We start from the raw sequence: 19,376 nt of genomic DNA on the forward strand, positions 1-19,376 counted from the left end.
CGAGGGGGTGTCGCCCCATCCGGCGCGCCTTCTTTGCCTACTTTCTTGGCAAGACAAGAAAGTAGGTCGCCGCCCCGAAGGGGTGGTGAAACTGCAGTTGCAGTTGCAGTTGCAGTTAAGCAGTCGCCCTTAACCGCTAGAGCCTGAAACTCGATAACTCAAACGCCCACCAAGTCAGCCAAGCAACTCGGGAACAGCCGCCCCAAGCCGCTCGCAGGCCCGCGCCAGCGCCACCTCCAGGGCGGCGCTGGCGGGCGTCATCGGCGCGCGCAGCTCATTGCGCAACCATCCCTCGCGCGCCAGCATGGCCTTGAGCGGGCCCGGATTGGGCTCGGCGAACAGCAGCTTGATCATCGGCATCACGGCATGGAAAAGCCGGCGCGCATGCTCGAGCCGCTGCCCCGCCACCGCCTGCGCGAGTGCCACGAACAGCGCCGGATACAGATGCGCAGAAGCGATGATCGCGCCCGTGCCACCCAGGCACAGCGTGCCCAGTAACTGGTGATCCTCCCCCGCCAGCACGCTCAAGCGAGCGTCGGCAATGACGGCCTGCGTGCCCTGGTAATCGCCGCCGCAATCCTTGATGGCGCGGATATTCGGATGCGCGGCCAGCGCCAGGATGGTTTCCGTCTCCAGCTTCACGCCGGTCCGGTAGGGAATGTCGTACAGCACCAGCGGCGCGGGGGCGCTGTCGGCCAGCATGCGGAAATAATCCAGCAGGCCGGCCTGCGACGCACGGACGTAATAAGGCGCGGGCGCCAGCAGCCCGGCCAGCGGCCTCCCAGCCAGCCGGCGCACGCACGCCTGCACCTGCTTCACCTGGCTGCCCGCCACGCCCATCATCACCGGCAAGCTGCCGGCGCTGGCCAGCACCGTATCCAGAACGGCCAGTTGCTCGGCCTCATCGAGCGCGGCCGCCTCACCGGTGCTGCCGCACACCGCGATCCCCGCGATGCCGCTGCCGGCGTAATGCACCACCAGGCGGGCCAGCTCGGGAAAATCGACCGAACCGTCGGCAAATGGCGTCACCAATGGCAGCCAGATTCCTGAAAAGACGTGTTGTGCCTGCGAATCCTGTTGGACTTGTTGGGCTTGGGCTTGATCTACTGTTTGCATCGAATCACTCCTGTACGACCGGTCAATAAAAACCGTGCAGAAGCGCGCCGGGTGGCAGATGAGCCCGCGTGGGGCAGTGGGAAAGCCTGAACCTTCAAACCTGGCCTCGCCCCTGTACGCTGGTACGCAGGTGCCGCTCCGTCGCTCATCTGACGGAAGCAGCGCCCCGGTCAGACGAGCGGCTGTTTTTTGGCTTTGGCGCGCGCCGGCACCTGCCGCTGCGAGGCAGGGCAAACAAGTGCGGAAATCGACGAAACAGCGCGCATGGCAGGTTGGGGCTGAATGGGAGCACACCGTGGCAACCACGGCAGAAACGACAATCTACCGGGACGGCCGGCCTGCCGTCAACCGCACCCGGGCCGATTCGCTTGCGCCGGCCGGCCCCTGCGCTACACTGGGGACTCCACGAATTCCGGAGTCTTCGATGCGCGCATCCCCTTCCCTGTCACTGTCCTGCGGGCGCTCTGTGCTGCGCTGGCTCATGCTGGCCCTGTGCGCAAGCCTGCTGTCCGCCTGCGGGTACAACGACTTCCAGTCCAAGGACGAGGCCGTCAAGGCGGCCTGGGGCGAGGTGATCAACCAGTACCAGCGCCGCGCCGACCTGATCCCCAACCTGGTCAATACCGTCAAGGGCTATGCCACGCATGAGCGCGAGACACTGGAAGCCGTGACCAAGGCCCGCGCCGCGGCCACCAGCATCCAGGTCTCGCCCGAGACCCTCAACGACCCCGAAGCCTTCAAGCGCTTCCAGCAAGCCCAGGGCGAGCTGAGCGGCGCGCTGTCGCGCCTGCTGGCGGTGTCGGAGAACTATCCGCAACTCAAGGCCGATGCGTCGTTCCGCGACCTGCAATCGCAGCTCGAGGGCACCGAGAACCGCATCACGGTGGCACGCCAGCGCTATATCACCGCGGTGCGCGACTACAACATCCTGGCGCGCAGCTTCCCCACCAACTTGACCGCCATGATTTTCAAGTACCCGGTCAAGCCGTCGTTCACGGTGGAGAACGAGAAGGCCATCTCGGCACCGCCCACGGTGAAGTTCTGACCCCGGACATACCTATGCGCAATCCCTCTGAGCGCAGTGGCTGGACAGCCGCCATGCTGGCGCTGCTGCTGTGGCTGGGCGCGCTGCTGGCGTTCCCGGCCATGGCCGCCGGCGACGGCTTTGTCGCGGTGCCGCCGCTCACGCAGCGGGTCACCGACCTCACCGGCACGCTCAGCGCCAGCCAGCGCAGCGCGCTGGAAAACGTGCTGGCAGAGTACGAGCAGCAGCGCGGCAGCCAGATCTTCGTGCTGATGGTGCCCACCACGGATCCCGAGCCCATCGATGCCTACAGCATCCGCGTGGCCGACGCCTGGCGCGCCGGGCGCAAGGGCATCGACGACGGCGTGATCCTGCTGATCGCCAAGGACAACCCGCCCGGCCTGCGCAAGATGCGCCTGGAAGTGGGGCGCGGCGTGCAAGGCTCGCTGACCGACGCCATGTCCAAGCGCATCCTGCAGGACGTGATGGCGCCGCACTTCCGCCAGAATGATTTCTATGGCGGCATCGCGGCCGGCGTCTCGGCGATCCAGGCCACCATCGACAAGGAAGCCCTGCCCGGCCCGCAGGCCGGCGCCAAGGCCGCCCAGAGCGGATCGTGGACCGACTGGCTGCCGGTGCTGTTCCCGCTCGCCATCATCCTGTTCTTCTTCATCTCCGCGGCCCGCCGCTCGGGCGGCTCGCGGATCGTGACGCGCGGGCGCGGCTGGGACGCGGCTGCCGGCGGACTGGGCGGCACCCTTGGCGGTCTCGGGGGCGGCGGCTGGGGACGTGGCGGCGGCGGCGGTGGCTTCGGAGGAGGTGGTGGCGGTGGCTTCGGTGGCGGCGGCGGCGGTGGCTTCGACGGAGGCGGCGCCTCCGGCAACTGGTAACGACACATGCCACACTTCAAACGCGCCCTGCGCCATCTCGGCACGCGCCCCGGCGCCGCCAGCAAACTCTTCCCCGCCGACGCCCAGCAGCAACTGCAGCAGGCGGTGCGCGCCGGCGAGCAGCGGCATCACGGCGAAGTCCGTGTCGTGATCGAATCCAGCCTGCCCTTGGCGCTGGCCTTCTCCGGCACCAGCCCGCGCGCCCGTGCCCGCGCCCTGTTCGGCGCGCTGGAGGTATGGAACACCGAAGGCCACACCGGGGTGCTGCTTTATATCAACCTGGCGGATCACGCGGTAGAGCTGCTGGCCGACCGTGGCATCGATGCCCGCGTGGCCCCGGAAACCTGGCGCGCCATCTGCGGCGAACTCGCGAGCGGGCTGGCCCGGGAGCTATCGGTCAAACCCGTGCTGGCGGCGGTGGAAAAGATCCACCATCAACTGGCGCAGCATTTCCCCTCGGGCGACCGGCCCAATCCGAACGAGCTCGACGACCGCCCGGTCATGCTGTAGCGCTGCTTGCGCGACGCGCCCCCAGCATGTACCACAGCGCGGCCAGTACCTGCAGCGCCACCAGCCCGCCCCACACGCTCAGGTGCGCCGCCTTCGGGTAGCGGCCCGCATCGGCGGGCCAGAGGTCCAGCACCAGCCCGATGCCAACCTGGCAGGCAAAGGTGGACAGGAACACCGTCAAGGTCAGCGCCGTGGTGGCGCGCCCGATCAGCGCATCGGGGAAGCTGCGCGCCAGCACGGCATAGGCCAGGATGCCGCTGGAGCCGAACACGCCATAGGCCGCCCACAGCAACGCCGGCGGCAGCGGCACACCCGCCATGATCAGGCACTGGATCACGATGAACCCGCTCATGCCGACGCCGGCGAAGGTGTAAAGGCTCACGCCGGCACGCTCAAGATGGCGCGCGGCCCAGCCGGCGCACACGCAGCCGCCCATCATGGCAAAGCCGATCACCGACACCAGGCGAGCGCCCTGCTCCGGCGAATAGCCGGCCACGTCCCGCAGGAAGGCACCGACCCACAGCGTCTGCACCGCCAGGAACACACCTTGATTGAGCAGGGCCAGCGGCACCACGCGCAAAAAGCGCGCATTGCGAAAGACTTGCCAGGTGCCGCGCAGCTGTTCGGCAAGGCGCTGCTTGCCAGCGCGGCTGGTCTCGGGGGCGCCGAGCCACAGCAGCGCCGCCATGGCCAGCGTCAACCCGGCCAGCCCATAGCTGACGGTGCGCCAGTCGGTCCACGACAGCAGCCAGCCCAGCGGCGCGCCCACCACGACGGCGCCCAGCCCACCGATCGCCATCACCACCCCATTGAGCAAGGGCATGCGCGACAGGGGGAACCAGATCGACAGGGCCTGGATGGCAGCCCCCAGGCAAACCGACACGCCCACGCCGATCATCAAGCGCCCTGCCGCCAGCGCGGCCATGCTGGTCGCCGAGGCGAATACCAGCGCGCCAGCCACCGCCACCAGCAGCAATGCCGCCTCGGTGCGACGCGGGCCAAAGCGGTCGAGCATCAGCCCAGCCGGTAACTGGGCGCAGGCAAACCCCAGGAAGTAAAAGCTGGTCAGCAGCCCCAGGTCGGCGGCACCCAGCCCCATCTCGCGGATCAAATGCGGCGCGAAGCCCAGGTTGACGCCCCGGAAGATATAGGAAACCAGGAAACCCAGCGAAAAGATGCAAAGCACGCGCCAGCGGGCAGCGGCCAGCGCAGGATCGCCAGCCTGGGAAGCAGGAGACGGCGCCGCAGCGGCAGGGGTGGATACATTGGCAGAATTCATGCCTGCATTGTCGTCAGTCGCCGCGTGCAACACCAACGAAAGATACCCGCCGCAATTGTGAGTAGAATTTGACGGCAATGAGCTCCCGACCCCCGAAACCCATCAAGCCTGGCCTGTCCGGCCAGCCCAGCTTGCCCACCCGCCCGGCTGAACCCGCCCCGCCGCCCGAGCCGCTGCGCTCGCAGCGCGCGCCCCACCTGCCCGCGCTGCAGGCACTGCGGGCGCTCGAGGCCGCGGCCCGCCACCGCAGCTTCTCGCGCGCTGCGGAGGAACTGGCGCTGACCCACAGCGCCATCAGCCACCATCTGCGCGCGCTGGAGGACAAGCTGGGCACCAAGCTATTCCAGCGCACCGGCCACCTGATGATGCCCACCAATGTGGGTGCGCGGCTGGCCGAGCGGATTCGCGACGGGCTGGCGGAACTGGAAGACGGCCTGCGCGAGGCCAGCAATGGTGGCGCCCCGCAGGTGGTGCGGCTGGAAGTCAGCGTCATGGCCGACCTGGCCAACGCGTGGCTGATCCGCCGCCTGCCGAGCCTGCACGCGGCCCTGCCAGGGCTTGACTTGCACCTGCGGCTGCACGCCGAGATCACGCCGCCCGATCCGTACTCGGTGGACGTGGGGATCTGGCACCAGCGCGTGGACCTGCCCGGCTTTGCCTGCCACAACCTGATCGAAGACCATGTCATCGCGGTAGCCAGCCCGGCACTGCTCGCGCGTTACCCCGGCTTCACGCTGGCCGACCTGCCGCGCCTGCCAATGCTGCGCTTCGCGCTGCGACCGTGGCGCGACTGGCTGGAAAGCGCCGGCCTGCCTGGCACGGAACCCGAGCGCGGACCGATCTTCCAGGACGCCGGCATGATGCTGCAATCGGCAGTGGCAGGACTTGGCGTGGCCACCGCGCGCCTGCAACTCGCCAGCGACTACCTTGCCAGCGGCGAACTGGTGCAGATCGGCACCACCCGCATCCCGTCCAGCCTGCATTACTGGGTGACCTGGCGCGAAGGCAACCCGCGCGAGAAGGCCATCCTGCGGTTCCATAGCTGGCTGCAAAGCCAGGTGGCGGCCGTCGCCCTGCGCGCGCCGCTTGCTGCACCTCAGCCCAATGCACCGCAGCCGGGCGCCTGAGACTTAGCGTCCGGCCGCCCGCAGCGCCTCGATGCGCTCTCGCGTGAGCGGATGGGTGGAGAAGAAACTGTCGCCATCGTCGCCATCCCCGTTGTTGCCGCCATCCTCCGCGGCACGCCGGCTGCGGCGCTCCCGCTTGGTTTCGCGCTCGCCGGAGGCGGCTGGCGCGCTGGCGTCACCCCCGCCGTCGGCCTTGGCCGCCTGGACTTGCGCTTGCCGGGCGTGGGCGTCCTCCAGCGCCTGCAAGACGTCGGCAAACGCCGACACCGGCAAGTGGTTGCGCTGCATGACCTGCACCGCATACGCATCCGCCGCGCGCTCATGGTCGCGCGAGTAGCGCAGGGTCAGGATCGCGGCGGGCACGCCTGCCAGCACGGTGGAATAGTCACCAAAGAAATAGGCCGCCAGCGCGCCCACCGCCGAGGCCTGGAGGATCTGCTGCAGGCCATGGCGCTCGGCCACGTGCCCGGCCTCGTGGGCGAGCACGCCCATGAGGCCCGGGCCCACACCGGTCAGCTTGACGAGTTCATCCGTCACCACGATGGTGCCGCCCGGCAGGGCCAGCGCGTTGGGCCCGAGCTTGCCGCCGTGGCGGAACAGGATCTTGTACTCGTGGCCCGGATCGGCCGGGCGCACCAGCGCAGCGAAGTCGGCGCGAATCCGCTGCTGCTGCGCCTGCGGCAGGGCCGAGGGCATGAGCAGGCCCTGATCGATGCTGGCGAGCGTGGCCTCGCCGAGGCGGGCTTCCAGCGCCGGCGGCACGCTGCGCGCCACCATGCCGGCGCCCCAGGGCAATACGTAGAAATATCCCAGCAGCAGCGCCGCGGCCAGACCCAGCACCGACAGCAGCGCCAGCCGCCAGCTGTTCTGCGCACGCACCACCCAGCCCTCGCGGTGGCCGCTGGCGCCCAGCAATGCGGCAAAGCCGGCGTGGTCGGTGACCTCGCAGAAGGCGCCGTCGGCAAACGTGACCAGGCGCGGCGCGCGCTTGACCCGTTCGGAGACGCGCAGCGCGGCTAGCGGCGCGCGGCGCAGCACCGTGCCATCGGCTTCGCGCAGCACCGCATCGCGCCCTTCGATGGACAGCATCACCCGATGGGCACGCGACGAGCGGCCGTCGAAGTAAGTGGCGGCTACCGGGGCGGTGGCCGTGGCGTCGGGGATATCCTGCATCAAGGCCTTGGTATCGAAGTAAACGAAGCTGGCACGGCGATGACTACGATGACTGTGGTCACAGCGCGGTCACAGTGCGATGTCGATGTCGTACCAGTCCACCGCGGCGTCGCCCAGCGCGCCAACCTGCTGCGTCTCGCCGGCCACGAAGGCGTCCAGCGGTCCCGCCGCGAGCATGGTCATGCTCTCGATACGGTAGCGCATCGAACGCACGCGCGCGAACGGCAGGAACAGGCCCAGCGTCAGTGCATTGGCGATCATGTTGGTGGCGAAGATAAACAACAGGCGGCCCGCCTTGACCTCGCTGCGAAACGCGTGCGGCGCCAGCGTGGTGTGATTCCATACCAGGTTCTGCAACCGCGCCATGAAGAAGGGGCCGATCGCCATCATCGCCACGAAAAAGCCAATGACAGCCATGATCGCCGCCACCACCGGCGCGCCCATGCCCGCCCCCATGCCAGCGCCAATCCCGGCGCCGATGCCCCTGCCCAGCATGCCGCCGACCACGCTCATCCCCACCACGACCGCCACCATCATGCCGAATGCGCGCAGGTAGACGCCATAGAAGCCGCCCGCGCTCGCGCTGATGCCGAAGGGCGCGGTGCCGAAGCGGGTGTTGTCATGCTGGTATTGCTTGAAGCGCTGGTGCGCCAGCGGCGCCAGCGCATAGAGGCTGAGCACCGTGAGCACGGGCCAGAGCAGGAACACCTTGTAGGCCTGGGCATCGCTCCCGGTGAAGGCGAAGCGCAGGCCGCGGTAGCTGGAGTTCGCCATGCGAAAACGCAGGGACCGTACCAGCAGCAGCGGAAACACCACCGCCACAGCCAGGCCCAGCGCCAATGCCAGGAACGGGGAAATGTGGCTGGCAAGCTGGAACACCATCGCCAGGCCAAACACAATGGCTCGGCCCTTGAGGATGGCCGAGGCACGGCCGTGGTAGTCGAAGCTCGCGCCGTCCAGCCGCGTGTTGCGGTAGAAGTACTGCATCGTGCGAACCTTGGCCCAGGCCGAATAAATGCCCAGCGTGACAATGGTCAGCAAGGTATTGACGATCCAGATGCGGAAAAACTCGGAGCCCGAGCCGATGAACTCGAACCGCAGAGGACGCACCGTGGCGGCCGGCTGCTCATATGCCGGCGCGTGGAACGCGTTGTTGTCTAGCTGCATCCTGCTTTCTCCCGTGAATTGTGCAAATTGGCGATGCGCCGGCTAACCGCGGTGCCCGCACGCCGCGCGACGATATCTCTTATCCCGGCATAGCGGCCAGCAATGTATCAGGAATGCAACCAAATCGATCGTATTCGCCCGGCATGGCAGGAAGTTCCCTACTCATCCAACAGGGCGAGGAAAAGCCTTGGCCAATGTGAGTTAGCCCACATTCACCCACCGATCCGGCTACATCTTTTGTCGCCGGCGCATGTTTTTGGCGCGTGCGGTACGCCGCTAGCCCTCCCCCCCGGCAGTCGGTGGGCACCATTGTGCACAGCCTATTTGCGCGGGGTTGTATCACCACTGCAACGATTCGCACGTTCGTGCGACGACTGCTCCACCACCCGAATACGTTCTCACGAATACCCTTTGGATTGTTCCCGGGCGACGCAGCAAAGTACACCTCGCCCCTCCCTTTCGCCACTTATGGTGATCTGAGAGAAGACAGAGCGTCGCTTTTTGCCATGCCTGCCGTGCTGCGGCGCACACAACGGCCCCGAAAGCAGTAACGACATGGAAACACTTTGTTACAAGAAACGCAAAATGTAACAAGCTCGTAAATTGCATTCTTAAAAAAATCAGTAACTTACAAACCATGGCACGTTCGTCGCTCTTGTCTTCGTTACAAAGAGCAGAGCGACCGAAAAGATAGTCGATGTCAGCAAATACGGTACGCCAGGGATGCCAGCGACAAGGCGGTGCAAAACCACCAGCCGCGGCATCACGATAATCAAACTTGAACGGGGAGTGGAGCAGTGGCCGTGACAGGGCTTGCTTCGCGGGGAGGTTGAGCGCCGGGCCAGCGCAGTTTTCAGAATCCATGGCCCACGCCGCACACGGCAGCAGAAACGCTGCCGGTGCGGCGATTTCTATCTGCTTTGCAGTTCTTTCAGGCGCGGGCTCGGTTCCAGCGGGACGGCGGAACCGGCCCGCCGCACTATCTCGCGGCTCCGGAAGGTCAGAGAGGCTGCGGCTGGGCGACGTGTTGGTCGAGCACTTGTGGTTTGGCCGCTCTGCATACGCGCAGCAAGCCTGCCGTAAGGGCCCACAATCCCACGCCAGCCACGACGTCCACGAGGTAATGCCCCCCCTCCGTCGGCGTCGACAGGATCATCGCCAGGTTCAACAGGCATGCGACCACGAACCCGGTGCGGGTCCAGCGCATCGTTTGCACAAAGATCAGCGCCATGGCGGTGTGATAGGACGGAATGGACACCAGCCCCTGTACGTGCGCGAGATCGAATACCTGCATCGCTCCGGCACGTAATACGTTGAAGTGTGAAACGCTGGCCATCTCGGCGGCGCTTGCTACGCCGAACGAGACGTAAGCCCCGGCGGCTGGCCAAGGGGCGGCAATCAGCAACAGCAGCGTGCACGAGAGAATCATGTTTGACATGAACTCACGCAAATGTTCGGCCCGCCCCGCCAGACCGGTCAGCATGGGAACCAGGAGCAGCTGAGCCAGGCCGCTGGCGTAAGCCAACTGCAGAAAGAGAGTCACTGCGGGCCGCGCCCTGACCCATTTGTAGACCTGCGGCCAGTCAAAACCCAACAGCTTATCCAACTCGGCCAGCCTGGCATCCACCAGAGGCGGGGCCAGCGTGATCATCAAATAAGACATCACGCTCATGATATTGGTGAAGGCCACCAGCAGAGCGCCACATTGCGCCACTAGCGCCAGCCGCCGATAGTGCAGCCCGCGCGATGTTGCTGTCACGCGCGGCATGCCCGCGATCAAGCTGAGAATCAGCGCAATGGCGGCAAGCATCGCCACGGCCCTGCAGATGGCAACGAAGCTGGCATGGGCCACGGAACGCCCGCTTACCGCGAGCCAGATCGAATCCAGAACCAGAAACCCGAGCACGATCATCCATCTGATCGCGTCACCGCGCGTGAAGACCCTGTCGCCAATTTTCATTTTGCAGCCCCTCCCCGGACTCATCCAGCTGCGCGCCCCGCTCGCTCGTCTCAGGCGAGGTACTGGATGCAAGATAGCTTAGTCGGGCTGCGTCCGGCATCGACTCTACGTGGGACTACCAAAGTACTAGGCGCCCAAGTATCGCTCCCTGACCGCCGGTTGCTTGGGGCAATTCCGCCGAGGCACCGTGCCTTTGCAGATCCGGGCCCGTTTTCACAAATGCAACCGATCCGCGTGATACCGGCGATTTATGTAAGGCATGCGCAACTCATCCATACAGATGAGTCCGGCCCGCGTTCTGGCTTGTGAAAAGTACGTCGCGCGCTATATCGTCCACCCTTCGGACTACGATCTTTGTCGTTAGTAAGAATCTCTCGTACTTCCGTTCTCATCGGTACGTGCCACTGCTAGTTCTTTCCAGCCCTCGCACCGAGTACCGCCGGAGATACGCATTTTCAGAAATGCAACCATTTGACCCGCTGATGCCGGGATAGCGCTACCGCAGGCCACGTGCCGGCAATGGGAGAGCACGCATCCGGGACGGAAGCACGAGCTTGGAAATGCGAAGCAGCCGTTCCATCCAACAAGCTCAAGGTGCTAGAACTTCGCATTTCACGGTCGGGCGCATACTGAAACACAAGATTCGCAGGCCGATGCGCAGTAACACGGGAGAAACATTCTGTTACACACTTGCGTTGGCAAGCAACGCGCTCATTACCGGCCCTGTTAGTGAAATCAATGACTTAGCAGCGTTGGCACGTTCGTCGCATTTATGCTTCGCAGAACATCTGATCGGACTAAAGCCGCAAGCCAGACCACAACAACCGGCACCGCCTTGCAACCACCAAGTCCGACAACAAGGTTATAAAAAACCCGCAAGCCCAGGCGGGATCAGGGGAGGGGCTCAGGCGCAGGGCCGCGCCAGATAAGTACACGGCCCAGGCAGGACAGGCATGCGCAAACGTGCCTGCCCGATGATAGGCAGTTGCAGTCATTTCAGGCGCGGGTCGATCCGTCAATGGTCAGGATCGACCCGCGGCACCTGCGCAAGGCGCGATGCACAGTCCGTGACGCGCCGGGTGCGGGTGCTCCGGCGGGCTTTGCCCGTTGGCAGGGTTCCTGAAGTCAGGTGGGGACGGGAGGTCCACCATGCGAGTCGGGTCCGGGGAGCTTGTCGGCATTATGCCGACGTTCAATTTTCACCCTCGTTCGTGACAAGCTGGCATTCGTGCTTAGCCAGGTGCGGTGATCGAGCCGGGCCCGATGTGGCCCGGCCCCCGAGCGCCACGCAGCTGGCAAACTGAAGACCCTCCATTCCCGAAGCCGCGATGCGCTGGATCAGGCATCGCCCTTCAAGAAGACCGCGAACTAGAACAAGTCCGGAACGGACACTAGCTCGCAACAAGAAGAAGAGATCGGGGGAGGGTTATATGACCGCGTACGTCAATCGTCCGCTGCTGTATCTGTCGCAGCATCACGACGCCATGCGTTGCAGGTTCCTGGCGCAACAAGGCTGGAAGCTGATCTTCGCGTCAAACCAGCGAGAGCTCGACGCACTCGCCCAGGACACGCAGCCCATCAGCGGGCTCCTCGATATACACAGTGGATTCAGTGACGCCGAACTCGAGTCGTTCGAGCCTTGGCTCGCTCAGCCGAACATGAGTTGGGTCGCCACTGTCACGAGCAAGGAAGCGCTCTCGGATTCAGCGCGCCGTTTGCTCGGGCTGCACTTCGTCGACTACTACAGAGATCCTTGCGATATGTCGGCGCTGGCCCATTCCCTGGGCCACGCGGTCGGCATGGTGCAGCTGCGCCTGGAGGCCTCGCATCCACCGATCCCGGCGAGCGGCCTCGACGGCATGATCGGCAATTGCGCTGCCATGCAAAGCCTGTTTCGCGGCGTAGAGAAAGTCTCCAGATGGGATACGCCGGTACTCATCGCCGGCGAATCGGGCACGGGCAAGGAGCTAGCCGCCCAGGCGATCCACCGAGCCTCCCGGCGCGCCGGGCAGCCTTTCGTGGCAGTCAACTGCGCGGCAATCCCCCCCACCCTGCTCATGTCGGAACTGTTCGGCTACGAGCGCGGCGCCTTCACCGGAGCCCTCAAGCGCAAGCCCGGGCGCATCGAGATGGCACACGGAGGCACCCTCTTCCTCGACGAGATCGGGGATATGCCGCTCGAAAGCCAGGCCAGCCTGCTGCGCTTTCTGGAAACCGGCCGCATAGAAAGGCTGGGCAGCACCGAGTCGATCACGGTCGATGCGCGCATTGTGTCTGCTACGCACGTCGATCTCGACGCGGCAGTTGCGGCAGAACGCTTCCGCGGCGACCTCTATCACCGCCTGTGCGTGCTGCGCGTGAAGCAGCCGCCGTTGCGCGAACGGGAAGGCGATATCACGCTGCTGGCCGAGCATATCCTGAACAATATCCGCTCGCATTCCCCGGATCATATCAAGGGCTTCTCGCCAGCGGCGCTGCGCGCCCTCAGTGCGCATGACTGGCCCGGAAACGTCCGCGAGCTGATCAACCGTATCCGGCATGCGGCAGCCATGTGCGAGAACGGCGTCATCACACCGTGCGACCTGGACCTGCAACCACCTCCCGAGACCCGCCCCCAGACACTGGCGGAAGTGCGCGAGGCGGCGGAGCTGAATGCCGTCAAGGAGGCCTTGCAGCGGCACCACGAGCGGCTTATCGACGTGGCCGCCGAACTAGGGATCTCGCGAGTCACACTGTTCCGGATGATGCGCGAGCACAGGCTTCAGGTGAGAAAGGGCGGGTTGGGCATGGTTTGCCTGCAAGGCTAGTCCAATGCCAGAAAGCGCGTTAGTACAGGAGCAAAGCCATGTCGCCCAATGCCTATCTTGAAATGGCGCAAACCGAAGCCGCTCACTGGTGGTTCCGCGGCCGCCGGGATATCGTCGCAGCCATGATCAAGCGCCTGCGCTTGCCGGCCGACGCGTCCATCCTCGAAGTGGGGGCCGGCACGGGCGGCAATCTCGCCATGCTTTCCCGCTTTGGCAAGGTGAGCGCCGTCGAAATGGATGCCACCGCGCGGCAAATCGCCGAACAGAAGACGGCGGGCCAATTCGATATCCGCGGCGGCAGGTGGCCCGACGATATCCCATTTTCCGCGCCGGGCTTCGACCTCATCTGCTTTCTGGACTGCCTTGAGCATATCGCCGAGGATACGGCCTCGCTTGTGAGCGCACGACGCATTCTGAAGCCAGGCGGCGCGGTGCTGATCACCGTGCCAGCCTATCAGTGGCTCTGGAGCCAGCACGACGAATTCCTGCACCACCAGCGGCGTTACAGCCGGCAGGCGTTGCGCGCAACCGTCAGCGCCGCGGGCCTGGAACTCGAGCGGATATCGCACTTCAACGCGCTGCTGTGCCCGTTTGCCATTGCCGCACGCCTCAAGGACCGGCTCAGCGGCAGCCTTGCCTCGACGGGCAGCGCGGTGCCCGCAGCACCGCTCAATACCCTGCTGCACCGGATATTCTCCGCGGAACGGCACTGGCTCTCGATGTCACCTCTGCCCTTCGGCATCTCCCTGCTGGCTGTTGCCCGGCTGCCGTGAGCGCACGGATCGATCGCGCCGGTACAACCCGGCTTATGCGCTTCGCCTTGTCAGGTGTCGCAGCGACCCTGCTGCATGTGACAACGGCCTCGACACTCATCGCCTGGGGCTCGGCGTCACCCATGCTGGCCAACGGTGTTGCCTTCATCATGGCAACGGGCTGCTCCTACCTGCTCAATACACTGTGGAGCTTCTCGAGCCGGCTGCACCGCAAGAACCTCGCGCGCTTTCTTGTTGTATCCGCGCTCGCGCTGATCCTCACGGTGCTCATCTCCTGGGCCGTCCAGGCAACGGGGGGCAGCTACTGGATCGGTTTGCTGGTGATCGTCATGGTGGTGACGCCCTTCAGCTTCCTGATGCATAAGATCTGGACCTACCGATAAGCTGCCCCCAGCAACATGCATCACCGCTCCTGGGATACTCGCCGCACGCTGGCCAGGTTGACCACCCGCTTGCCGGCGGCAAGCTGCCCCGTCTGGCGCCGTTCCTGATAGCGACGGCGCACCAGGTAGATGGGCCGCCCCTTGGCTTCGTAGTAGATGCGGCCGACATACTCCCCTACCACACCGATGCCGATGAGCTGAACTCCGCCAAAGAACAGCAGCACCGAAAGCAAGGAGGCATAGCCGGGCACCTCCACGCCAAGCACAATCGTGCGCGCAATAATAAAGATGCCGTACCAGAAAGCGATGGAGGCGATCAGGAACCCCAGATACGTCCATACGCGCAACGGCAGCGTGCTGAAGCTGGTAATGCCCTCCAGGGCGAGATTCCACAAACGCCAGCCGGAAAACTTGGAATGCCCGGCGTTACGCGCCTCACGCTCGTAGGGCACAATCACGGTCCGATAGCCCACCCAGGCGAACAAGCCTTTCATGAATCTCCTGCGCTCCGGCAACTGCTTGAGCGCATTGACGACCACGCGGTCCATCAGCCGGAAATCGCCGACGTTCTCCGGCAGCTTCAGTTCCGACAGATAGTTATGCACCCGGTAGTAGGCCAGCGCCGCCGTGCGCTTGAGAAACGAATCGCACGAGCGGCTCGCGCGTTGTGCGAGGACGACCTCGGCCCCCTCCCGCCAGCGCGCAACCAGGACGGGAATCAGGCTTGGCGGATCCTGCAGGTCCGCATCGATCGGGATGACCGCATCGCCAAGCGCCTCATCGATCCCCGCGGTAAGCGCGGCTTCCTTGCCAAAATTCCGCGTCAGGTCGATCACCCGCACGCGAGCGTCCCGCCGCGAGATCTCAAGCAGCCTTTCCAGCGTGCCGTCGTTGCTGCCATCATTGACGCAGACGATCTCGAACGTGGCCGCCTCGATCGATTCGAGTACTGGCACAACGGATTTGAAGAACCCTGGAATAGCATCGCGCTCATTGAAAAATGGCACTACCAGAGAGATCTGTTTGCTATCGTATTGATCAATCATGACCCACCTCCCCCACCCGCGTTTCATTGTTGTGGCACGGCTCCGGGTTCTGAACTCGCTCCGTGCGGATTCGACGGACTACATGAAACAACGTTGCCAGGATCGCAAGCGGCATGAACTGGAATCCGATCGCCTGGACAACAAGCAACCCGAGCAGTGGCGTGAGCCAAAGGACGAGTAGCAACTCCTTCTCCCAGCGCATCCATCCGCGCTCAATGGCATAACCGGTAAGCCAGAGAATCACGAAACCGAGAAATGCGAGGTCGTAGTCGTAGAGATAAGGACTGAGCATCAGCGTGGCCGCCATCAAAGCGCTCGCCCGCAGCGGGAAACTGGCCGGCCTGCACCACGCATAGATCACGACGCCGGCGGCAAGGGCCGCCACCATGGCATGGATGCCATAGGAGAGCGCGAGATTGCCGCCCAGCAATCTCATCAAGGCAAACACTGTCGGCATCCGGACGAGCTTTGCCTCGCCGCCCTCCACCGCGAGGCGTGCCATATCCGCATTGGCGAGGAATGAGAAAAAGGTCTCCGTGCCGAACACCGAAGCGCTCAAAGCCAGCAGCGCGGCTGAAGAAGCCACCATGGCTGCCAGCGCCTTCCAGGCCCGGGCACAAACCAGTGCAAGCGGGAACAGCAACGCCAGGTGCGGCTTGATGGTCAGGATTCCCATCACCAGCCCGGCAGCAACCGGGTGACGCCGCACCATCGTCAGCGAGAGCGCGGCCAGACCGGCAGTGAGCAGGGCATTCTGCCCCGTCGCGCACACCACGGCGATACCGGGGAAGGCCATGCCTGGCAGCCATGCGCCGCGCCAGGAAGCAATGCGGCTCCCCGCCCACAAGTAGAGCGCACCGGTCGTCCCGATAAAAGCCCCGTACGCTGCGCCGAATGAAAGCAGCGCCAACGGACAGACCAGCAGCAGGAAGCTAGGCGGATATAGCCACGGAAGCGTGCCCCCGGCGGAGGCAAGGGCCGGCATCGCGGCGATCTCGACCAGCCGCAAGGTGGCATCATCGTAGGCACCCGTCGGGTTTCCGTTCAGGGCAAGCTGGGCAGCGCTCCAGAACGCGACAAAGTCGCCACCGAACAGGCTCGCATCACCTTGCCTCGACAGACAGGCACGCCAGATCCAGATCGAGAAGAAGAGAACGTAGGCGACGAGCGCCACGGCTGAGTACAGGCGCACCCGCTCGGGGTTCAGCCAGTGCTCGTCCGGCACCTGGTCGCCATCGACTGCGGCAGCGGCAGCGGCAGCGGCAGCGGCTCTCATCATGCGCATGTCACGCTCCACGCCACCTGGATGCCCGCCCGCCGCAGGATTGCGCCGGCCACCAGGATCAGGATCACGGGACCGATCTGCGGGAGCTTCATGAAGGGATTGAGAAGTTCATACAAGGGCAAGAGCCACACGGCTACCAGCAATTGCTGCTCGCCGCGCAGCCATCCTCGCCTAAGGCAGTCGCTCACCATGCCGACGATGGCAAGCCCCATCCAGGTCAGCTCATAGCCATGAAGATATGGGGTCGTCAGCATGGTGGCCGTGGCGAGCATGGCGACGCGAAGCCCTGTGGGAGTCTGCCGCAACCAGACATGGAGCAGGCCACAGATCGAAAACAAGGCAACCAGGCCCTGGGCCAGATAAGCCTGGGCGATGCTGCCGCCGGACAGGCGCACCGCCGCAAACGCTGTTGGCGAAATGAGCCACCCCTGCGGGCTATGCTCGATCAGCTGCACCCGCGCCAGTTCGGCAGCGCCAAGAAAGGCCGGGATGGTCTCCCAGCCAAACGCCACCAGGCTGGCGCCAAGCAACGCGAGTGCGGTCAGGGCCGCAGCGGCGAGGGCCCTCCACGCCCGTGCCGCGATCAAGGCAATGGGAAACAAGAGGCCGAGCTGCGGCTTGATACAGAGCAGGCCAATACAAATGCCGGCGAGCACCGGGCGCCGCTGCAGCCAGCACATCGAGAGTGCCGCTAAGCTGGCTGTCAGCATGGAATTCTGCCCCAGCAAGAGGGTCAGCAAAACCCCAGGAAACGCGACGATCGGCAGCCAATTCCCAGACCTCCAGCTCGTTGCGGAACCAAGCAACCTTAGCAGGGACGTTACATAGAGATACGCCGTGCCGGCTGAGAAGAGGAAATAACTGACCGGGAACGGCAGCAGCGCCAATGGCAGCACAGCCAGCAGGAATGTCGGCGGATAGAGCCAGGGCATAAAGAAATCGCCGCCTGAGGCCTGCGAGCCGAACGCCGCCATTACCGGGGCCAGCGACTCAAACACATAGGCATCCTGCGCAGCCCCTTGCAGCGCTAGATAGGAAGCGCTCCAGAATACGGAAAAATCCACCCCGGGACGCGCCGCACGGCCGCTCATGAAGCCGTTGCTGGCCCATCCCCAAGCGACGACAAATAGACCGAAGAACACCAGCACGACAATGCTGTAGAAGCGAACCCGGTCGAGGCCGAGCGCGCCGGACTGCGGGGATTCCTTGCCTTCGCGCGTTCTGGCCCTCACAATTCGCTCCTGTTCATGTCCTCGCAATGGCGCCTTTCTCGTGCGTTGAAAAAGGCGCTGCGCGATGCCGGTTTGCCTCTGGCTTTCGACGCACTATTTGCCGAGCATCTTTAGCTGCTTCCTGGCACGCACTCTCAGTTTCTCTTCGGGTGCCGTGGTTTTAGTCTTGTCTGAATCCCAAGATTAAACAAGCGCGCCCCCTGCCGGAAAACACCGCGTTTTACGGCTTTCCAGGGCGATAAAGGCCCAACGTTTCAGCCTTGAATCGCAAGCGAATAGCTCCCAGAGCCAGGCCTGGCGCCGAGGACGTGCCAGATCTCCGTAAGACGGGCTGCCATTTGACGTTTCTCGCCGGAAACATGCCACTTGGCGTCAGCCTCGCCGCCGTCACCTCAACCATTCGGCGGATCTGCCGGGCCTCGCGTCCGCGTGCAGAGGCTGTGCACGCCCTTTGCAATGCCCATTTGCGGAAAGTCATCCTTCCTTCCTAGCGACTTAGGACTAGGCGGATCGGTCACGGCTCATCCATAGGCCGCTGTAACGCGTCGGTCGCCGCGCCGCACGTTTCCACGCAGCAACGACGATGCCGACGCAGACCCTGGCTGGCACGCTCTCTGCGCGCCCGCCCTCCCGGAGACCCTTTGAATTCAACGAATCGCGGTGGGGTGGCCCAGCTTTTGCCTATGGTCTGGCATACGGCCCCAGGACAGCTCCAGCTGGATGCCGAGGAAGCGGAGGCACGCATCAACGGCGCCGAAGCCCGACAACGAATCAGCTAAATGAACTTACGCCATGACTGCTGACCGCCAACACGCCGTGCCCGCTGTCCATCCGGAAGCCGCAAGGACTATCTGGAGGGACGGCACACCGAATCGCCTGCCAGGACCACCCTCGCAGGCGCTGGTGAAGGGCATGCTGGACGGGATCCGGATTGCCGCCACGCATAGCGCCGCCATCTCTCGGCTTTGTCGCGAACACAAGGGTGGTAAGTGGCCGTTCCACGCCTTCGCAATCTGCGGCCCTCCGCAACGAACAACCCTCGCCCGTAGTTGATTTTCATTGCATCAAGTTTTTTCCCGACACCGAAGGAGATTGCCATGAATACCCTGATCAACAACATCAAGCGCTTCGCCAACGATGAAGATGGCGTCACCGCCATTGAGTACGGCCTGATCGCAGCACTGATCGCCGTCGTGATCATTGGTGCGGTCACGATCGTCGGCACGCAGCTCGCGACCACCTTCAACAAGATTGGCACTTCGCTCACGTCGGCTAACGGCTAAAGCGACGCGGACGGGCTCTTCAGCCCGTCCGCACCCCGCCTTGGCCGAGGCGGAATCACGATGGCACACGGTGGAAAGGGGGGCTTCACGACACGAGCCATCCTGCCCAATCCAACGATCCACGACGACACGGCGGACACCATGCCAAAGCTAAGACAAATGCTCAGGGAACTACATCGTGATCAATCCGGGGTGACTTCCATCGAGTACGCGTTGCTGGGTCTCCTGATCGCCGTCGCCATACTCTTCTCGGTCACGTCGGTTGGCACCAGCGTGTTTGACCTTTACCAGAAGATCGCTTCCGCAGTCACCGCTTGAGCA

The 19,376-nt window shown here is 64.4% G+C and carries 17 protein-coding genes; 9 read left to right on the top strand and 8 right to left on the bottom strand.

Going from position 1 to position 19,376, the window contains the following annotated elements; translation table 11 throughout:
* Positions 1–174: 174 nt before the first annotated feature.
* Complete coding sequence (locus tag AC1RQC_RS35925; RefSeq protein ID WP_492886277.1) at positions 175–1,116, bottom strand: 4-hydroxy-tetrahydrodipicolinate synthase family protein; 942 nt, start codon at positions 1,114–1,116, stop codon at positions 175–177.
* Between the two features lie 424 nt (positions 1,117–1,540).
* On the opposite strand from AC1RQC_RS35925, the gene AC1RQC_RS35930 reads away from it, so the two are divergent.
* From AC1RQC_RS35930 to AC1RQC_RS35940, 3 genes are read left to right on the top strand one after another with little or no spacing between them, the layout of a single operon-like run.
* Positions 1,541–2,161, top strand: a complete 621-nt coding sequence (locus AC1RQC_RS35930) for a LemA family protein (RefSeq protein WP_183035167.1) — start codon at positions 1,541–1,543, stop codon at positions 2,159–2,161.
* A 14-nt stretch (positions 2,162–2,175) separates the two neighbouring features.
* Positions 2,176–3,030 (top strand): TPM domain-containing protein, encoded by an 855-nt coding sequence (locus tag AC1RQC_RS35935; protein WP_492814645.1) that lies wholly within the window; start codon positions 2,176–2,178, stop codon positions 3,028–3,030.
* Positions 3,031–3,036: 6 nt separating this feature from the next.
* Positions 3,037–3,540: a TPM domain-containing protein gene (locus AC1RQC_RS35940; RefSeq protein ID WP_492387222.1), complete on the top strand. Its 504-nt coding sequence runs from the start codon at positions 3,037–3,039 to the stop codon at positions 3,538–3,540.
* On the opposite strand, the gene AC1RQC_RS35945 is transcribed toward AC1RQC_RS35940, so the two are convergent.
* Positions 3,530–4,819 (bottom strand): MFS transporter, encoded by a 1,290-nt coding sequence (locus AC1RQC_RS35945; RefSeq protein WP_492376841.1) that lies wholly within the window; start codon positions 4,817–4,819, stop codon positions 3,530–3,532. The genes AC1RQC_RS35940 and AC1RQC_RS35945 overlap by 11 nt on opposite strands.
* A 77-nt stretch (positions 4,820–4,896) precedes the next feature.
* Between AC1RQC_RS35945 and AC1RQC_RS35950 the strand changes: the two genes are divergently transcribed.
* Positions 4,897–5,946 (top strand): LysR substrate-binding domain-containing protein, encoded by a 1,050-nt coding sequence (locus AC1RQC_RS35950; protein WP_492387223.1) that lies wholly within the window; start codon positions 4,897–4,899, stop codon positions 5,944–5,946.
* A 3-nt stretch (positions 5,947–5,949) separates the two neighbouring features.
* Here AC1RQC_RS35950 and AC1RQC_RS35955 read toward each other — a convergent pair whose 3' ends face one another.
* The 3 genes from AC1RQC_RS35955 to AC1RQC_RS35965 form a co-directional block, all read right to left on the bottom strand.
* Positions 5,950–7,119: a M48 family metallopeptidase gene (locus tag AC1RQC_RS35955; protein WP_492375052.1), complete on the bottom strand. Its 1,170-nt coding sequence runs from the start codon at positions 7,117–7,119 to the stop codon at positions 5,950–5,952.
* A 69-nt stretch (positions 7,120–7,188) separates the two neighbouring features.
* Positions 7,189–8,286: a YjgN family protein gene (locus AC1RQC_RS35960; protein ID WP_492375050.1), complete on the bottom strand. Its 1,098-nt coding sequence runs from the start codon at positions 8,284–8,286 to the stop codon at positions 7,189–7,191.
* Positions 8,287–9,286: 1,000 nt separating this feature from the next.
* Positions 9,287–10,246: a phosphatase PAP2 family protein gene (locus tag AC1RQC_RS35965; RefSeq protein WP_150988522.1), complete on the bottom strand. Its 960-nt coding sequence runs from the start codon at positions 10,244–10,246 to the stop codon at positions 9,287–9,289.
* Positions 10,247–11,676: 1,430 nt separating this feature from the next.
* Here AC1RQC_RS35965 and AC1RQC_RS35970 point away from each other — a divergent pair.
* Genes AC1RQC_RS35970 through AC1RQC_RS35980 form a run of 3 tightly spaced genes read left to right on the top strand, consistent with a single transcriptional unit; the run spans position 11,677 to position 14,209 of the window.
* Positions 11,677–13,053 carry a sigma-54 dependent transcriptional regulator gene (locus AC1RQC_RS35970; RefSeq protein WP_150988519.1) on the top strand — a complete coding sequence of 459 codons (1,377 nt, stop codon included), beginning with the start codon at positions 11,677–11,679 and terminating at the stop codon, positions 13,051–13,053.
* A gap of 38 nt (positions 13,054–13,091) precedes the next feature.
* On the top strand, positions 13,092–13,826 hold the full coding sequence (locus AC1RQC_RS35975) for a class I SAM-dependent methyltransferase (protein ID WP_492886280.1): 735 nt from the start codon (positions 13,092–13,094) through the stop codon (positions 13,824–13,826).
* Between the two features lie 47 nt (positions 13,827–13,873).
* On the top strand, positions 13,874–14,209 hold the full coding sequence (locus tag AC1RQC_RS35980) for a GtrA family protein (protein ID WP_492375047.1): 336 nt from the start codon (positions 13,874–13,876) through the stop codon (positions 14,207–14,209).
* Between the two features lie 20 nt (positions 14,210–14,229).
* On the opposite strand, the gene AC1RQC_RS35985 is transcribed toward AC1RQC_RS35980, so the two are convergent.
* The 3 genes from AC1RQC_RS35985 to AC1RQC_RS35995 are packed head-to-tail and all read right to left on the bottom strand — an operon-like array spanning position 14,230 to position 17,772.
* Positions 14,230–15,255, bottom strand: coding sequence for a glycosyltransferase family 2 protein (locus AC1RQC_RS35985; RefSeq protein WP_150988510.1), 1,026 nt, complete (start codon positions 15,253–15,255; stop codon positions 14,230–14,232).
* Positions 15,248–16,540: a glycosyltransferase family 87 protein gene (locus AC1RQC_RS35990; protein ID WP_492886282.1), complete on the bottom strand. Its 1,293-nt coding sequence runs from the start codon at positions 16,538–16,540 to the stop codon at positions 15,248–15,250. Before AC1RQC_RS35990 ends, AC1RQC_RS35985 begins: the two co-directional genes overlap by 8 nt.
* Positions 16,531–17,772, bottom strand: a complete 1,242-nt coding sequence (locus tag AC1RQC_RS35995; protein WP_150988578.1) for a glycosyltransferase family 87 protein — start codon at positions 17,770–17,772, stop codon at positions 16,531–16,533. Before AC1RQC_RS35995 ends, AC1RQC_RS35990 begins: the two co-directional genes overlap by 10 nt.
* Positions 17,773–18,869: 1,097 nt before the next feature.
* On the opposite strand from AC1RQC_RS35995, the gene AC1RQC_RS36000 reads away from it, so the two are divergent.
* Positions 18,870–19,055 carry a Flp family type IVb pilin gene (locus tag AC1RQC_RS36000; RefSeq protein ID WP_043344388.1) on the top strand — a complete coding sequence of 62 codons (186 nt, stop codon included), beginning with the start codon at positions 18,870–18,872 and terminating at the stop codon, positions 19,053–19,055.
* A gap of 60 nt (positions 19,056–19,115) precedes the next feature.
* Entirely contained in the window at positions 19,116–19,373 is a 258-nt protein-coding gene (locus AC1RQC_RS36005) for a Flp family type IVb pilin (RefSeq protein ID WP_338404696.1), read from the top strand.
* The last annotated feature ends 3 nt before the right edge of the window (positions 19,374–19,376 follow it).

The sequence above is a fragment of the Cupriavidus sp. GW822-FHT03E04 genome (genome assembly GCF_058801495.1).

What these genes read in the sequence shown, in the direction of transcription:
- AC1RQC_RS35945 (WP_492376841.1), bottom strand. Translation starts at nt 4,819, where the DNA reads ATGAATTCTGCCAATGTATCCACCCCTGCCGCTGCGGCGCCGTCTCCT.
- AC1RQC_RS35990 (WP_492886282.1), bottom strand. Translation starts at nt 16,540, where the DNA reads ATGCGCATGATGAGAGCCGCTGCCGCTGCCGCTGCCGCTGCCGCAGTC.
- AC1RQC_RS35940 (WP_492387222.1), top strand. Translation starts at nt 3,037, where the DNA reads ATGCCACACTTCAAACGCGCCCTGCGCCATCTCGGCACGCGCCCCGGC.
- AC1RQC_RS35935 (WP_492814645.1), top strand. Translation starts at nt 2,176, where the DNA reads ATGCGCAATCCCTCTGAGCGCAGTGGCTGGACAGCCGCCATGCTGGCG.
- AC1RQC_RS35975 (WP_492886280.1), top strand. Translation starts at nt 13,092, where the DNA reads ATGTCGCCCAATGCCTATCTTGAAATGGCGCAAACCGAAGCCGCTCAC.
- AC1RQC_RS35955 (WP_492375052.1), bottom strand. Translation starts at nt 7,119, where the DNA reads ATGCAGGATATCCCCGACGCCACGGCCACCGCCCCGGTAGCCGCCACT.
- AC1RQC_RS36000 (WP_043344388.1), top strand. Translation starts at nt 18,870, where the DNA reads ATGAATACCCTGATCAACAACATCAAGCGCTTCGCCAACGATGAAGAT.
- AC1RQC_RS35965 (WP_150988522.1), bottom strand. Translation starts at nt 10,246, where the DNA reads ATGAAAATTGGCGACAGGGTCTTCACGCGCGGTGACGCGATCAGATGG.
- AC1RQC_RS36005 (WP_338404696.1), top strand. Translation starts at nt 19,116, where the DNA reads ATGGCACACGGTGGAAAGGGGGGCTTCACGACACGAGCCATCCTGCCC.
- AC1RQC_RS35925 (WP_492886277.1), bottom strand. Translation starts at nt 1,116, where the DNA reads ATGCAAACAGTAGATCAAGCCCAAGCCCAACAAGTCCAACAGGATTCG.
- AC1RQC_RS35970 (WP_150988519.1), top strand. Translation starts at nt 11,677, where the DNA reads ATGACCGCGTACGTCAATCGTCCGCTGCTGTATCTGTCGCAGCATCAC.
- AC1RQC_RS35950 (WP_492387223.1), top strand. Translation starts at nt 4,897, where the DNA reads ATGAGCTCCCGACCCCCGAAACCCATCAAGCCTGGCCTGTCCGGCCAG.
- AC1RQC_RS35960 (WP_492375050.1), bottom strand. Translation starts at nt 8,286, where the DNA reads ATGCAGCTAGACAACAACGCGTTCCACGCGCCGGCATATGAGCAGCCG.
- AC1RQC_RS35985 (WP_150988510.1), bottom strand. Translation starts at nt 15,255, where the DNA reads ATGATTGATCAATACGATAGCAAACAGATCTCTCTGGTAGTGCCATTT.
- AC1RQC_RS35930 (WP_183035167.1), top strand. Translation starts at nt 1,541, where the DNA reads ATGCGCGCATCCCCTTCCCTGTCACTGTCCTGCGGGCGCTCTGTGCTG.